Origin of the sequence: Filimonas effusa (assembly GCF_004118675.1) — a bacterium.
Taxonomy (GTDB): domain Bacteria; phylum Bacteroidota; class Bacteroidia; order Chitinophagales; family Chitinophagaceae; genus Filimonas; species Filimonas effusa.
On sequence record NZ_SDHZ01000002.1, the window covers coordinates 439,244 to 454,998 of the forward strand.

At 48.6% G+C, this 15,755-nt stretch carries 10 protein-coding genes; 3 read left to right on the forward strand and 7 right to left on the reverse strand.

The genetic code is table 11. From position 1 onward, the window contains the following. Positions 1-112: 112 nt before the first annotated feature. Positions 113-1,144 carry a S66 peptidase family protein gene (locus ESB13_RS13130; protein ID WP_129003993.1) on the reverse strand — a complete coding sequence of 344 codons (1,032 nt, stop codon included), beginning with the start codon at positions 1,142-1,144 and terminating at the stop codon, positions 113-115. Positions 1,145-1,266: 122 nt separating this feature from the next. Between ESB13_RS13130 and metG the strand changes: the two genes are divergently transcribed. Next, entirely contained in the window at positions 1,267-3,408 is a 2,142-nt protein-coding gene (gene metG, locus ESB13_RS13135; RefSeq protein ID WP_181955303.1) for a methionine--tRNA ligase, read from the forward strand. Between the two features lie 801 nt (positions 3,409-4,209). After that, positions 4,210-6,606, forward strand: coding sequence for a 3-hydroxyacyl-CoA dehydrogenase/enoyl-CoA hydratase family protein (locus tag ESB13_RS13140; RefSeq protein ID WP_246022534.1), 2,397 nt, complete (start codon positions 4,210-4,212; stop codon positions 6,604-6,606). Between the two features lie 85 nt (positions 6,607-6,691). Here ESB13_RS13140 and ESB13_RS13145 read toward each other — a convergent pair whose 3' ends face one another. Together ESB13_RS13145 and ESB13_RS13150 are read right to left on the reverse strand one after the other, a co-directional pair. Next, positions 6,692-7,036: a cupin domain-containing protein gene (locus ESB13_RS13145; RefSeq protein WP_129003995.1), complete on the reverse strand. Its 345-nt coding sequence runs from the start codon at positions 7,034-7,036 to the stop codon at positions 6,692-6,694. Between the two features lie 25 nt (positions 7,037-7,061). Further along, positions 7,062-7,814, reverse strand: a complete 753-nt coding sequence (locus tag ESB13_RS13150; protein WP_129003997.1) for a superoxide dismutase — start codon at positions 7,812-7,814, stop codon at positions 7,062-7,064. Positions 7,815-8,041: 227 nt separating this feature from the next. Between ESB13_RS13150 and ESB13_RS13155 the strand changes: the two genes are divergently transcribed. Further along, positions 8,042-11,335, forward strand: a complete 3,294-nt coding sequence (locus ESB13_RS13155; protein ID WP_129003999.1) for a S41 family peptidase — start codon at positions 8,042-8,044, stop codon at positions 11,333-11,335. A 259-nt stretch (positions 11,336-11,594) separates the two neighbouring features. Here ESB13_RS13155 and ESB13_RS13160 read toward each other — a convergent pair whose 3' ends face one another. The 4 genes from ESB13_RS13160 to ESB13_RS13175 are packed head-to-tail and all read right to left on the reverse strand — an operon-like array spanning position 11,595 to position 15,664. Further along, positions 11,595-12,188 (reverse strand): LutC/YkgG family protein, encoded by a 594-nt coding sequence (locus ESB13_RS13160; RefSeq protein ID WP_129004001.1) that lies wholly within the window; start codon positions 12,186-12,188, stop codon positions 11,595-11,597. After that, positions 12,185-13,561: a lactate utilization protein B gene (locus ESB13_RS13165; RefSeq protein ID WP_129004002.1), complete on the reverse strand. Its 1,377-nt coding sequence runs from the start codon at positions 13,559-13,561 to the stop codon at positions 12,185-12,187. The genes ESB13_RS13160 and ESB13_RS13165 overlap by 4 nt, the downstream gene beginning before the upstream one ends. Then, positions 13,545-14,300: a (Fe-S)-binding protein gene (locus tag ESB13_RS13170; protein WP_129004004.1), complete on the reverse strand. Its 756-nt coding sequence runs from the start codon at positions 14,298-14,300 to the stop codon at positions 13,545-13,547. The genes ESB13_RS13165 and ESB13_RS13170 overlap by 17 nt, the downstream gene beginning before the upstream one ends. Further along, positions 14,297-15,664: an FGGY-family carbohydrate kinase gene (locus ESB13_RS13175; protein WP_129004007.1), complete on the reverse strand. Its 1,368-nt coding sequence runs from the start codon at positions 15,662-15,664 to the stop codon at positions 14,297-14,299. The genes ESB13_RS13170 and ESB13_RS13175 overlap by 4 nt, the downstream gene beginning before the upstream one ends. Positions 15,665-15,755 lie beyond the last annotated feature (91 nt).

The following is a 15,755-nucleotide window of genomic DNA, read 5'->3' on the forward strand; positions in this document are numbered from 1 at the left end:
GCTGAAATATTTGCGCTAAACTATTCGCACACTATTACGTCAGCATTAAATTAAAAAAACCTTTATGTGAAATTCTGATAGTAACATACCTTACATAAGGCACTATCGTTGGTTATCTCATCTCCTGCAAGCTGCTTCCCTGCATAGTTACAGTTAAGCTATGCCTGCTGCCACACTTCAACGCATAGTTGTTACGCTGATGCCCTACAGGAAAATCAAAACATACAGGATAATGATAGCCTTTTACCTTTTCATTGACAATGGCATAAAGGTCTTTGGGAAATTCATCCGCAGGTACAGGATCAGCCTTAACACTAAAACCACCTATAATAAGGCCTGCAAGCTGTTCCAACTTGCCGGTACGTTTCAAACTCCAGAACATACGGTCGATATTATACAAAGGCTCATGTACATCTTCGAGAAACAGTATCTTGTTGGCTACATAAAGATCTGAACGGGTATCCGATAAGTTCTCTAGCGTACGCAAATTGCCGCCCACCAGTTGCCCCACAGCTTTCCCCAAACGGTTATTCATGTTCGCAGCAACTTCATAACGCATCTTTTCACCTGAAAGCGCCTTTTGAATAGAAAGTATCGTCTTTACCTGCGTATCGTCAGCCTTACTCCAGTCATCAGGAAAACTGTTGCACATTTTGGAATGAATGGTCGCCACCTGGTGATTGCGGTTAATATGACAATGCAATAGCGTAACATCGCTGAAACCAATGATCCATTTAGGATGACGGCGAAGCCCCGAAAAATCAAGCTGATCGATGATCCTTACAATACCATACCCGCCCCGTGCACACAAAATCGCTTTTATATCCCTATCATCAAGCATTTCCTGGAAATCAAGAAGCCTTTCAGCATCAGATCCCCCCAGGCTGCCATCTTTCTTACCTATGGTACGCCCAACCTTTACCTTATATCCCCAGCCGGTGATCTGCTGAACAGCGCTCTGGATATCATTGAGCGTGATATAACCTGCCGGACTGGTAATACCAATAGTATCCCGCTTGGACAAATAAGGAGGAACAACCATCGGCACAGACCGCCTGGTGAGCGCCTTGGCCCCCAATACCCCCGGGATACCCGTAGCCGCGAGCAAAAGCCCGGTTTGCTGTAAAAAAGATTTCCTGTTCATTGGCTGAAATAACTAAAGTTAGCCATTAATCCTCAGCATTAAGCCCCGTAACACTAAACCCAATAGTAACTCCCCTGCCATCTACCATCTATTTTGTACTTTTGCAGTTCGAATTGTTTATAATGAATCAACCGAAGAGATACTTGATTACGGCAGCATTACCATATGCTAACGGATTAAAACATATAGGTCACCTGGCAGGAGCATACCTGCCGGCAGATATTTATGTACGTTACTTGAGAGCCCAAAAACGGGATGTAGTATTTGTTTGCGGCAGCGATGAGCATGGAACCGCCATCCCCATCCAGGCTATGAAAGAAGGAATTACCGCGCAGGGAATTATTGATAAGTACCATCCCGTTATTCAGCAGAATTTCGAGGACATGGGCATCAGCTTCGATATCTATCACAGAACCAGCGCTCCCATTCATCACGAAACAGCTCAGGAATTCTTCAAAGCTTTACATGATGCCGGAGAACTCGAAACAAAGGAAACAGAGCAATACTATGACGAAGAGGCCCAGACATTCCTGGCCGACCGTTATATCAAAGGCACCTGCCCCGTTTGCGCTAACCCCGGAGCTTATGGCGATCAATGCGAGAAATGCGGCACCTCCCTTAGCCCCGACGAACTCATCAACCCGGTAAGTACCTTAAGCGGCAAACAACCCGTAAAGAAAAAAACAACACACTGGTACCTCCCCCTGAACAGGCATGAAGAGTTCCTGCGTGAATGGATCTTAAAAGAACACAAAGACGACTGGCGCGCCAACGTTCTTGGCCAGTGTAAAAGCTGGATCGATGGCGGCCTGCAGCCCCGCGCCGTAACACGCGACCTCGACTGGGGTATCAAAGTACCGGTTGAAGGCGCCGAAGGCAAGGTCCTGTATGTCTGGTTCGACGCCCCTATCGGTTATATCAGCGCCACCAAACAATGGGCACTGGATCAGGGTAAAGACTGGACCCCATACTGGAACGACAAGGAAACCAAACTGGTTCACTTCATCGGGAAAGACAATATTGTATTCCATTGTATCATCTTCCCCGTAATGCTGAAACTGCATGGCAATATCCTGCCAGCTAACGTACCGGCCAACGAATTCATGAACTTGGAAGGCGATAAAATGAGCACCAGCCGCAACTGGAAGCTCGAAATGCAGGACTATATCAACGACTTCATCAGGCCTGAGAACGGAGGTTCACAAATGGCGGATGTATTACGCTATTACCTGACCACCATCGCACCCGAAAGCAAAGACAGCGAATTCACCTGGAAAGGATTTCAGGACGCCAATAACAGTGAACTGGTAAGCATCTTCGGCAACTTCGTCAACAGAACATTCGTGCTCATGCATAAGTTATCCGGCGGCAAAGTGCCTCCCTATCACAATGCCATAGCCGATGACGCCGATAAAAAACTGGGTGCAGACATCGCAGCAGCAAAAACAAACATCGAACGCCTGCTCGAAGAATACAAATTCCGCGATGCCCTGTTCGAAGTAATCGACCTGGCACGCAAAGGCAACAAATACATGCAGGACAAAGAACCCTGGATCGTTGCCAAAGGACTTGCAGAAAATCCGGAAAAGCAACAGCTGATAGACAACTGTTTACACCTGTGTTTACAATTAACAGCCAACCTGGCCATTTTCATTAACCCCTTCCTCCCCTTCACCGCCCACAAAATGCTGGGTATGATGAAAGTGGTGGAAAAAATGCTGGGTTGGGAAAATGCTGGCAGCCTCAAACTGCTGAGCGTAGGTTACACCCTCCGTGCCCCCGAATTATTATTCCGCAAAATAGAAGACGCAGAAATTACGGCTCAGGTAGATAAATTGAAAGCAGGCCTCGCTGCTGCAACAGAACAGGCCAAACAAAACGAAACAAACAATAAAGTGGAAACAACCAATACCCCGGCACCAGAAGCTCCTGTAAAACCTGAGATCCAATACGACGATTTTGCAAAGCTCGATCTTAAAGTAGGCACCATCGTAACAGCCGAAAAAGTTGAAAAAGCCGACAAACTATTAAAGCTGCAGGTCAACCTTGGCTTCGAAACCCGCACCATTGTGTCAGGTATCGCTTTACACTACAAACCCGAAGAAATCACCGGCAAACAGGTAGTAGTGGTTACCAACCTGGCCCCCCGCAAAATGCGCGGCATAGAAAGCCAGGGCATGATCCTGATGGCCGAAGACAATAACGGGAAACTGCACTTCGTAAATCCCGAAGAAAACATTAACCCCGGAGCAGGGGTAAGCTAAATAAAAAGGGGCTGACCAGGTAACGGTTAGCCCCTTTTTATCGGATCCCAGCCCCGCATCCCGGGAAAACCTGTCAGGTAAAATTTAGCCCCCCTCAAATATGCTATGGCCCCGCAATCATATACCACATGATCGTATACCACAAGCATAACCCCGCGATCAGTATACCATAAGTATACCATAACCGCTCTTGCATCGCACATACATCGCACTTGCATCGCACTTGCCTCCCTCTATCCCCGAGCACCTCCTTTTGCCCACCAGGCAAAACTTCCTCTCTCCCTCTGCTTCCTCTGCGCATCAGACAAACCTTCCTCTACCCCATGCTCCTTTTGCCCACCAGGCAAACCTTCCTCTCTACCCCTGCTCCCTCTGCGCATCAGACAAACCTTCCTCTACCCCATGCTCCTTTTGCCCACCAGGCAAACCTTCCTCTCTACCCCTGCTCCCTCTGCGCATCAGGCAAACCTTCCTCTCCCCCCCTGCTCCCTCTGCGCATCAGGCAAACCTTCCTCTCCCCCTGCTCCCTCTGCGCATCAGGCGCAACGTCTTCTTCCCCTTTCGCGCACAAGCACAACTTCTGCCCCCCTTTACACCAACATCAACATCCAGTTAAACATATCCCCCCATTATTATGTTACTATAACCTCGAGCAAATTCAACCCGCTTGAAAACAGCACATTTTTTGTTATCTTCGTTAAGATAGTTAGCTATGCAACTATTTAAGCGATCTGTTGACCACTCGAAAATCAAACGCACCGATGAAACCTGCCAGGTAACATCAGGCCTAAACTAGATTCTATGCTGATGAAACGTACCATTAAGAAAGTCGCCGTTTTAGGAAGCGGAGTCATGGGCTCCCGCATTGCATGCCATTTTGCCGGAACAGGCGTATCCGTACTGTTGCTGGATATCGTGCCAAAAGAAGCCGCAGCATCGGATAAACCATCCGAACGTAACAAAATCGTAAATGAAGCGTTGCAGGCAGCCATCAAAAGCAGCCCTTCCCCCGTTTACCATAACAACGTCATCAAAAACATTAAAACCGGCAACTTCGACGATAACCTGAAAGATATCGCCGGTTGCGACTGGGTAATAGAAGTAGTGGTGGAACGCCTCGACATAAAACGCCAACTCTACGAACGCATAGAACCATTGCGTACACCCGGCACACTCATCACCACCAACACTTCCGGCATCCCCATACATATGCTGGCCGAAGGAAGAAGCGACGACTTCAAACGCAATTTCTGTGGCACGCACTTCTTTAATCCACCACGCTATTTACGCCTGCTGGAAATTATACCCGCAGCCGGTACAGATCCCGCCGTGATAGATTTCCTCATGGAATACGGCGACCTGCACCTCGGGAAAACCACCGTCCTGGCCAAAGACACGCCTGCCTTTATTGCCAACCGCATCGGCGTATTTGGCATCATGAGCATCTTCAACAGCATGGAAAAGCTCGGCCTCACAATAGATGAAGTAGATGCGCTGACAGGCCCGCTCATTGGCCGCCCCAAATCAGCCACCTTCCGTACCGCCGACGTAGTAGGGATCGATACACTGGTAAATGTGGCCAAAGGTGTGGCAGCAAACTGCCCCGATGATGAAGCAAAAGCCGTTTTCGCCATCCCCGGCTGGCTCGAACAAATGGTGAATAACAAATGGCTCGGCGATAAAACAGGACAGGGTTTCTTCAAAAAAACAAAAGGCGCCGGCGGCGAAAAGGAAATACACGTCCTCGACCTCAAAACATTGGAATACGGCCCGCGTTCAAAACCAAAATTCGCAACGGTTGAAACGGCAAAACCAATAGAAGACCTGAAGCAACGGCTTAAAGCACTCGTAGCAGGCCAGGATAAAGCCGCAGAATTCCTGCGCCATTTCCACTACGCACTGTTCTCTTACATATCACACCGCGTCCCTGAGATCAGCGATGCCCCATACCGCATCGATGACGCCATGATGGCCGGCTTCGGCTGGGAAATAGGAGCCTTTGAAAGCTGGGACGTATTGGGAGTTGCAAAAACAACCGACGCCATGAAAGCCGCTGGTTACACAGTAGCGCCCTGGGTCGAAGAAATGCTGGCCGCAGGAAACGATCGCTTCTATAAAATAGCCGGCGGACAACGGTTATATTACGATCCAAACAAGAAAACATACGAGGGAACCGAAGGTGCAGCAGAACAGCCAACCCCCTTCATCGTACTCTCTAACTACAAAGACAAGATCATCTGGAAGAACAGCAACGCATATGTCTATGATATCGGCGACGGCGTGGCAGCCCTGCAATGGAATACCAAAATGAATACCATGGGCGGCGAAGTACTCGAAGCCATCAACAAAGCCGTAGGCATCGCAGAAGAACGCTTCAAAGGACTCGTGATCGCAAACGAAGGCGCCAACTTCAGCGCAGGAGCAAACGTAGGCATGATCTTCATGTACGCCGTAGAACAGGAATACGATGAACTGGATATGGCAATACGCCTTTTCCAAAGCACCATGATGCGCGTACGTTACTCGTCAGTACCGGTAGTAGTAGCCCCACACGGACTAACTTTAGGCGGCGGTTGCGAACTCAATTTGCACGCCGATAAAATTTGTTCGTCTGCTGAAACTTACATAGGTTTGGTAGAGTTAGGCGTAGGTCTGATTCCGGGTGGCGGCGGCACAAAAGAATTTGCGCTCAGAGCTGCCGATGAGCTCCACAACGAAGAGCCAGACACCAACACGCTGAAAAATCGCTTTCTAACTATTGCCACTGCCAAAGTAGCGACTTCTGCACACGAAGCTTATGAGATGGGTATCTTCCGTAAAGGGCACGACGAAATCGTCATGAACCCCGCACGAAGAATAGCCGAATCAAAACGCAGCGTACTTCAAATGCACGACAGTGGTTACACAACGCCCTTACAAAGAAAAGATATTAAAGTCCTCGGACGTTCCGCACTCGGAGCACTGTACGCCGGCATCAACGGAATGTGGAGAGCCAACTATGCAACAGACCACGATGCATTGGTTGCCCGCAAACTCGCCTACGTCATGTGTGGCGGAGATCTGAGCGAACCAACTTTTGTATCGGAACAATATTTACTCGACCTCGAAAGGGAAGCATTCCTCAGCCTCGCTGGCGAAAGAAAAACCCTCGAAAGACTACAAAGCGTTTTAAAAACCGGTAAACCGGTTCGCAACTAGCATATACATGAGAGAACAAACAAGAGGCCGTATCAATATACTGATACGGCCTCACTTATTTTTAGACAAAGTCTTCCTCCTCGCACTATTGCCTGGGAAGAAAATCCTCCCGCACCGGACTAAAAACATCTATCAGCATCCCCGCTTCCAAACAAACCACCCCATGCACTTCATTCGATGGAATGAAAAAAGCATCTCCGGCTTTCAACTGCTTTTTCTCACCCGCTATCTCCACCTCAAAAACACCACTGGCAATATGAGTTCCCTGCGAATGATGATGATGATGCAAACTGCCAACTGCTCCCTTTTCAAAAGCAACCTTCACCAGCATCAGGTGCGCATCATAAGCCATTATTTTGCGCGTTACACCCTCGCCCACCGGCTCCCAGGCAATGGCGCTGTCTTCTATAAATCGTTGAGAAGAGAACATATCATTACTGTTTGCTGCAAATAGACTATTTTTTCTTAGCCGTTGCCCACCTTTCTTCAATAAAATTCCAGTTCACCACATTCCACCATGCATTGATATAATCAGGCCTGCGATTCTGATACTTCAGATAATAAGCATGCTCCCACACATCAAGACCCAGTATAGGAAAACCTTTCAGTTCACTTACATCCATCAAAGGATTATCCTGGTTGGCAGTAGAGCCAACTACCAGCTTATTGTCTTTCCCTAATACAAGCCATGCCCAGCCACTTCCAAACCGCGATTTACCCGCATCTGTGAACTGGGTCGTAAATGCTTCAAAAGAACCAAAATCCTTTTCAATAGCTTGAGCCAGCTTGCCCGATGGCTTGGCGCCTGTAGACGCAGCCATTGACTTCCAGAACAACTCGTGGTTATAATGCCCGCCAGCGTTATTACGCATCTTGGTAGAATATTTCGAGATATTAGCCAGCAGCTGCTCAAGCGTAACTTTACTCGTATTTACATTTTCTGCTGCTACGGCTTCCCCCAGCGCTTTCGCATAAGCAGCACCATGTTTCGAATAATGCAGCTCCATTGTAGCAGCATCTATAACCGGCTCCAATGCATTATAAGCATAAGGCAAAGGCTGCTGCGTGTAAGGTGTTGCCAGAGGGGCAAACGGACTAAACTCTTTTGCAAAAGAAGAAAAGGCGGTAAACGACAATCCCGTTACCAGTCCCGCCTTGCCCGCTTTCTTGAGAAAATCCCTGCGGTTGGAATGATCCATAGTTTCCATACGATTATGATTAATTTGATTTTAAAGATACAAAAGATGGCACCCACGTCCACCGATAATAATGTTAAGCCTTTAACGCATCAATCCGCGTACCACAATGCTTTCGGTAACAGAAACGATTTTCACGGTAAGCCGGCACCGCTTCCATGCCTTTTTAACCGTACATCACAATAGCCGCCGCCCGCCACCTCCCACGGGTTAAATTTAGTAGACCAAATTCTCTAAACATGAAGAAAACCATGGCAATGGCAGCCCTAAGCCTCTTAGGTGCAGCACAATTGCACGCCCAGATCGATGCAGGACTATTCCGCTTCCCCGATGTCTCCCGATCACAAATCGTCTTTAGCTACGGCAACGACCTTTGGCTAATGCCCAAAGAAGGCGGACAAGCCATCAAATTAAGCTCCCCAAGTGGAAGCGAATACCTGCCCAAATTTTCACCCGACGGCAAATCCATTGCATTTACAGGCAACTACGACGGTAGCGAAGATGTTTATGTAATGCCCGTCACAGGTGGCATACCCCGCCGCTTAACGCAACATGGCGAAGACGACCGGGTTATCGACTGGACGCCCGACGGCAAAAACGTACTGTTCGCATCCGTTCGCGAAAGCGGCAAAGCCAGGTTCAACCAGTTTTATACCATAGCCGCCACAGGTGGCCCCGCAACAAAACTCCCGCTCCCCTATGCCGAATTCGGTAGCTATTCCCCCGATGGTCAGCAGCTCGCTGTAGTATTCCGCACACAGGCAGGCCGCAACTGGAAACGATACCGCGGCGGATGGAAAGCAGATATTCACCTCTTCAACCTCGCCACAAACGAATCTTCGAATATCTCCGCTAATGATATTGCCGGTGATGAATTCCCTATGTGGTCAGGCGCCTATATCTATTTTATCTCAGATCGCGGCAAAGACCTGCGTATGAACCTCTGGCGCTACAATACCACCACCAAAGCCACAGAACAACTCACCAGCTTTAAAGACGACGATATCCACTTCCCTTCAATGGGACCGGAAGACATTGTCTTTGAAGCGGGCGGAAAACTGTATCTCTACAACCTCGCTGCCCAAAAGCTCAAAGAAGTAAAAGTGCAGCTCCTTACCGACAATATCCCCTTAAAACCCAGACTCCAGCAAGTAGAAGACTATATTCAGCACGCCGACATTAGCCCCGATGGCAAACGCGTAATTATTGAAGCACGCGGCGACCTCTATTCACTCCCCGCCGAAAAAGGCTTCGTAAAAAACCTCACCAGCACATCCGGAGCCGCAGAACGCTACCCCGCCTGGTCACCCGACGGTAAAACCCTTGCCTACTGGAGCGATCAGTCTGGAGAATATGAACTCTACCTCAAAGACCTCACAAAAGAAACACCCGCCCGCAAACTAACCAGCTACGGCGCCGGGTACCGCTACGGCCTCACATGGTCTCCCGATAGTAAAAAGCTCGCCTTCATCGACAAAGCCATGCGCATTAAGATCTTCGATATAAATAACCTCCAGACAACAGAGGTCGATAAAGCAATCACCTATTTGCATGGCGATCTCGAAGGGTTTACCTGCAACTGGTCTCCCGATAGCCGCTGGCTGGCATTCAGCCGCGATCAGGCTAATTCACACCAGGCACTCTATCTCTTCAACTATACAGCAAAACAGCTCCACCAGGTGACCAGTGGCTTCTATAGCTGCTCCAATCCTGTCTTTGACCCGGAAGGTAAATACCTCTACTTCCAGACCAGCCAGTCCTTCAGACCATCCTACAGCGACATGGATAACTCGTTTATCTATGCCAATAGTACAGTCCTCGCAGCAGTGGCGCTGCAGAAAAAAACGCCCGCTCTCCTCGCCGCACAGAATGACAGCGTAACCATTAAGAAAGAAGACGACAGCAGCAAAGCAGATGATAAAAAAGAGGACGATAAGAAAGACGCAAAAAAAGACAAGGATAAAAAAGATAAGAAGCCCGAAGACAAGACCAAAGAAAAACCAGCCACCATCATCGACATAGAAGGCTTCGAAAGCAGGATAGTATTATTACCGGTACCGGCAGGCAACTATAAAACCCTCGCCGCTAATAAAGAAAAACTGCTCTTCATAAAGCAAACCAATACCGGTGCCGCATCCGGCCCGGGAACGCTCATGTACTACGACTTAAAGGAAAGGGAAACAAAAACAATAATAACTCCCGTTTCAGCTTATCTGCTATCCGCCAATGGACAGCAGGTGCTGGCAGTACATGGCAACAAATGGTCCGTCATCAAACCCGCCGAAAACCAGAAGATGGATAAACAGGTCCCCATACAGGAAATGAGAACCTGGATCAATCCACGGGAAGAATGGACACAACTCTTCAACGAAGCATGGCGCCTCGAACGCGATTACTTCTACGATCCACACATGCACGGCGTAGACTGGAACAAAATAAAAACGCAATACGAAAAAATCCTCGCAGGAGCCACTACCAGGGAAGACGTTAATATGGTCATAGGAGAAATGATCGGCGAACTCAACGCCTCCCACACCTACCAGGGCGGCGGCGACGGAGAGAAACCGTCATGGTCCTCTGTTGGCTACCTCGGTATTAACTGGCAACCCGAAGGACACTACTATAAAATAGGCAAAATCATACGCGCAGGCGTGTGGGATGCAGAAATACGCTCTCCACTCGACAATCCAGCGCTTAACATAAAAGAAGGCGATTTTATTCTTTCCGTTAATGGTCTTCCCATTACCACTGAGCAGGAGCCTTTCGCTGCTTTCCAGGAACTGGCTGGTGAAACAGTAGAACTCCTCGTAAACAGCAAACCTACATTCGAAGGAGCAAGAACCATTATTGTGAAAACAATAGGAAACGAATACAGACTTCGCCACCTTGCCTGGATCGAAGAAAACCGTAAACGCGTAGACGAAGCTACCAACGGTGAAGCAGGTTACATCTATGTCCCCTCTACAGGCGTTGACGGACAAAACGAACTGATCCGCCAATACAGCGCCCAATGGAATAAAAAATCACTGATCATCGACGAACGCTTCAACAACGGCGGACAGATCCCCGATCGCTTTATCGAACTATTGAACCGCGCCCCGCTTGCCTTCTGGGCCATCCGCGATGGAGAACGCTTCTCATGGCCGCCCAACGCCAACTTCGGCCCTAAAGTAATGCTCATCAACGGCTGGAGCGGTTCCGGTGGCGACGCCTTCCCCGACTACTTCCGTAAAAGAGGCCTCGGCCCCCTTATCGGTAGCAGAACATGGGGTGGATTAATAGGCATTAGCGGCGCCCCCGAACTCATCGATGGCGGAGGACTCACTGCCCCTTCATTCCGTATGTATAATCCCGATGGCACTTGGTTTAAAGAAGGCCACGGAGTGGAACCCGATATCGCGGTAGACGAAAACCTCGGCCAAATGGCAAAAGGAACCGATCCGCAACTCGAACAAGCCATCACAACCATCAAAAAACTACTACAGGAAAAAAGCTTCCAGGAGCCTAAACAACCTCCATACGAAGTACGATAACTTACCCGCGGAAACCACATCAGGTTCCTCCAAATAAAAACAGGGCCGTCCCAAAGTAAGGGGCGGCCCTGTTTTCTATCCGTTGAAAACGCCGCTCCGCATAAACAAACCGGCAACCTTCGCTGTCACAATGTCAATAAACTAAAAAAATTAGCCAGGGCCGCCTATAAGCCGTCTTAAAGCCGCACTAAAGCCCCTGATGAACCATCTTAAAAATACGCCGCAATGTCCGGATGCTAAAAAACTTACCCCAGGCTGGTTACGGCAGCAGCAACATCGTCATCGTACGCGGACCATGCGCCCCCAACACCAGCGACTGCTCTATATCCGCCGTTTTAGACGGGCCGGCAATGAAAGCCCCGAAACCATACTGCACAGGAAACCTCTCAGCAATCCGCACATAAGCATCATGCATCGTTGCCACCAGCTGCTGTTTGGATAACAGCATAATCAGATGCTCCGCAATAAAAGGAGCAGCCCTTTGCCCCATAGACTGCTCAGTAACCCAAACAGCCCCATTTTCACACACTCCAAAATTACCTTCCATCACCATTACCCCAACATCCTCCAGCGTATGAGGATCTGCCGAAAGCCAGTCTGTTTCAGCTACAACAGCCAGTTGCGGTACAGTGGTTATTTTACGCGGAAACGCTGCAAAATCTGTTTGCAGAATAGCAATAATTTCTGCTATATCATTTACCTCACGCAACGAGCCGCCAATCCCACGGAACGTCTGGATATATTTATCCGCATCCGCCGCCTGTTTACCAACAAATCCCTGTACATCAGGCAATGCAGTAGCAGCAGGCTGATTCTTGCGCAACGTGCTTAATATTTTTTCCCTGGCATTCATGACTTCCTGTTTTTTTGATACCACTCTTTAAAAGATTCCTTGGGAGGAACCGGCATCTCCCGCTGGTTATACCACGGATTGAACTTGTTATTCACCAGCCCCGGCACCGCACGCATCGCAATCCTCCCCATTTTACCCGCAATCTTATACATCCCCGGATTCGCTAACGTAACAGCCATCGCCTTCATCGCAGCCGTTTTGGCCCTGGGCGTAAACCCTTCTTTCACCAATACCTGGCGCCATTGATAAAGCTGGTTATGAATATCTATTTTAACAGGACATACATTCGAACACGACCCGCAAAGGGTAGAAGCAAATGGCAGATCGGCATTGGCACGCATATCAAAATTAGGAGCCAGTATAGAACCAATAGGCCCCGCCACCGCATTGTGATAACTATGCCCCCCGCTGCGACGGTAAACCGGGCAGGTATTCATACAGGCCCCGCAACGGATACACTTCAATGCATTACGGAACGACTCCTTCCCCAGGTGTGCACTCCGCCCGTTATCCACCAGCACAATATGCATCTCCTGCCCCTTGCGCGGTTTTGCAAAATGACTCGAATAAGTAGTGATAGGCTGCCCCGTAGCACTCCGCGTAAGCAAACGCAGGAATACCCCAAGATGTTTACGCTGCGGTATCAGCTTCTCTATCCCCATACACGCAATATGTACATCAGAAAGATGAGCCCCCATATCGGCATTCCCTTCATTCGTGCATACCACAAACTCTCCCGTTTCAGCAACGGCAAAGTTCACTCCGGTAAGCGCCACCTTGCGCTCCAGGAAATTCTTACGCAAACTCAATCGCGCCGCATGTGTAAGAAATTGCGGATCGGCATTGCCTTTCGGCGTACCAAGATGCTCATGAAATAACTCCCCTATCTCTTCTTTTTTCCAGTGTATACAAGGCAATACTATATGACTCGGAGGCTCTTTGGCAAGCTGCACAATACGCTCCCCCAGATCTGTATCTACTACATCAACCCCGTTATCCGCAAGATAATGATTGAGATGACACTCCTCCGTCAGCATCGATTTACTCTTCACGATCTGCGTTATACCATGCTGCTTCAGAATACTATGAACAATACGGTTATGCTCATCGCCGTCAGCAGCCCAATGAACAACAATACCGTTTTCACGCGCCTTCTGCTCAAACTGTAACAGGTATTCCGATAAATTGGAAAGTACATTATGCTTTATAAGCGAAGCCGTTTCCCTCAACTGCTCCCACTCCGGTAACAACCAGGCAGCCTTGTCGCGCTTCTGGCGTATCCACCATAAAGTTTCATCATGCCAGTTCACACGGGCCTCATCAGCATTGAACTTTTCAGCTAAATCGGGATGGTCTTTAATTCGCTGGTTCATCGATCACGCTATTTAAGATTTCAGCAATATGGATCACTTTAACAGCACTCCCTTTCCTGCGCAGTATCCCCTCCATATGCATCAGGCAACTCATGTCTGCCCCCGCAATATAAGCTACACCCTGCTGCTCGTGGTCTGCTACACGGTCTTTGCCCATCTTCACAGAAACGGCTTCCTCTGTAACACAGAAAGTGCCGCCAAAACCACAGCATTCATCTTTCCGGTTCAACGCTACCAGCTCAAGCCCCTCAACCAACTTCAGCAGTTGAACAGGTTTCGAAAAAGGCGCAGCTACCAGTTCTGTCATCTGCGACATCATAAGCCCTCGCTGACCATGACAGCTCTGGTGTAATCCTACTCTATAAGGAAAACGCGCCTCCAGTTGCTCCACCTTCAGCACATCAGTAAGAAATTCGGAAAGCTCATAGATCCTGCTCCTGATCTGGCTGGCCGCATGCTCATCCCTGGCAGAATGTAAATGATCCTTCACATGCAGCGTGCAACTGCCCGATGGGCAAACAATATAATCGAATGAAGCAAAATCCTTTACAAAATTTTCATTACAACCCGCACCAAGATGTTCATATCCCGAATTTGCCATAGGCTGGCCACAGCAGGTCTGCTGCATCGGGAAAAAAACCTCGCACCCCAGCTTCTCCAGTAACTGCAGCGTAGCAATCCCTACCTGCGGATAAAACTGGTCAACATAACATGGTATAAAAAGCCCTACTCTCGTCATACGCTTTGCTGTGTAACCGTGTAATATTTCATTTCTATCAGGTCTCCCGGTAATGCTTTTGTATTCCAGTGCTTATGAATAGCAATCGCCGCACCTACTGCAGTAGCCTGTGCTACAGAAGCAGCAAACACCTCTAATTCAGGAAAGGCCGCTGCCAACAAATGCATATATACCGGGTTTTTACTAAAACCACCATCAACAAAAATACGCTGCACACCAGTATCCTGGATCACCAGGCTGGTGCTTATTTTCTGCTGCTCCATGATGTCCGCTATCAGGCAATGATACGCCTGCGCAGCACTGGAGAACAAGGAAAGATCACGATGCGGAAATACCGACTGTGCCAGCGTTCCTGGCTCCGCCACCACAAAAGGAGGTGCCACAGGCAACCCCATCAGCAGATCCGGATCGAAAACAATAGCACGGAAGAAACGAGGCGACTCGCCAAAATGATCAGCGATCCGCTTCACCTGCTGCTCATGTTCATTACCCGCAAAAATACGCGACGCCTTTACAGGCTTGCCATGATATTCTATATAACAAAGCGAATCCTGCGCCAACTCTTCCTTGGTAAGCGGATTCGCATTAAATGGATTCAGACTAATACACCAGGTCCCTGTCGAAATAAGCAGGAAGGGCGCAGAAAACCCCGTCAGGTAAGGGATCAAAGCAGAAGAACTATCATGAAGTCCCCCACCCACCGGTATCTCCACACCATGTATACTGGTGGGAATCACAGCATCCGAAGGTAATATTGGCGCAAATACTTTGTCCAACCCTTCAGCTGTTACCCAATGATGATAAGTATTACGGGTATAATCCCATAACTGTGTATGGCAACCTATACTGGTAATATCGGTACAAGGAAAATCAGCTACCAGGTAGCTGAGAAACTGGGGCAAATGCAGCGAATAAGCAATACGCTTAAAAAGCGCAGGCTGTTCCTTCTTCAGGCGATACAGTTGCATGCCCGAGTTCAAACTCCCCAGCACCGGCGAAGCAGTAGCAGCCGACACCTCCAGCGCACCGCCATACTGCGCATAAAACGCCTGCTGCAATGCCGCCGGGTAAGGTTTAAGATAATTATACAACGGCGTCAACGGAACACCGCTTTTATCGATGTGCACAAAACTCGCTCCGTAAGAAGTAAAGTTGATCGCCTTAATACTAAACTGTGGCAAATGCATTATCTCCGTAAGCGTTTCACGAACCCAATGCGTAAGTAACTCAAGATCTTCACATTCATCACCATCTTCATCCGTCGTTTGCTCCAGTTGCGTGGTCTTCTCCCAAACGATATGATAATGCTCGTCAAAGATGAAAAGTTTCTTATTGGTTTTTCCTATATCGAATATGGCGATCATGATGTAACAACTTAGCGTTAATAACTTATGGCAAATGAACCGGCAACAGGTAAACGCATCACATCCGTATTACCCGCTGCCGGTATATTCT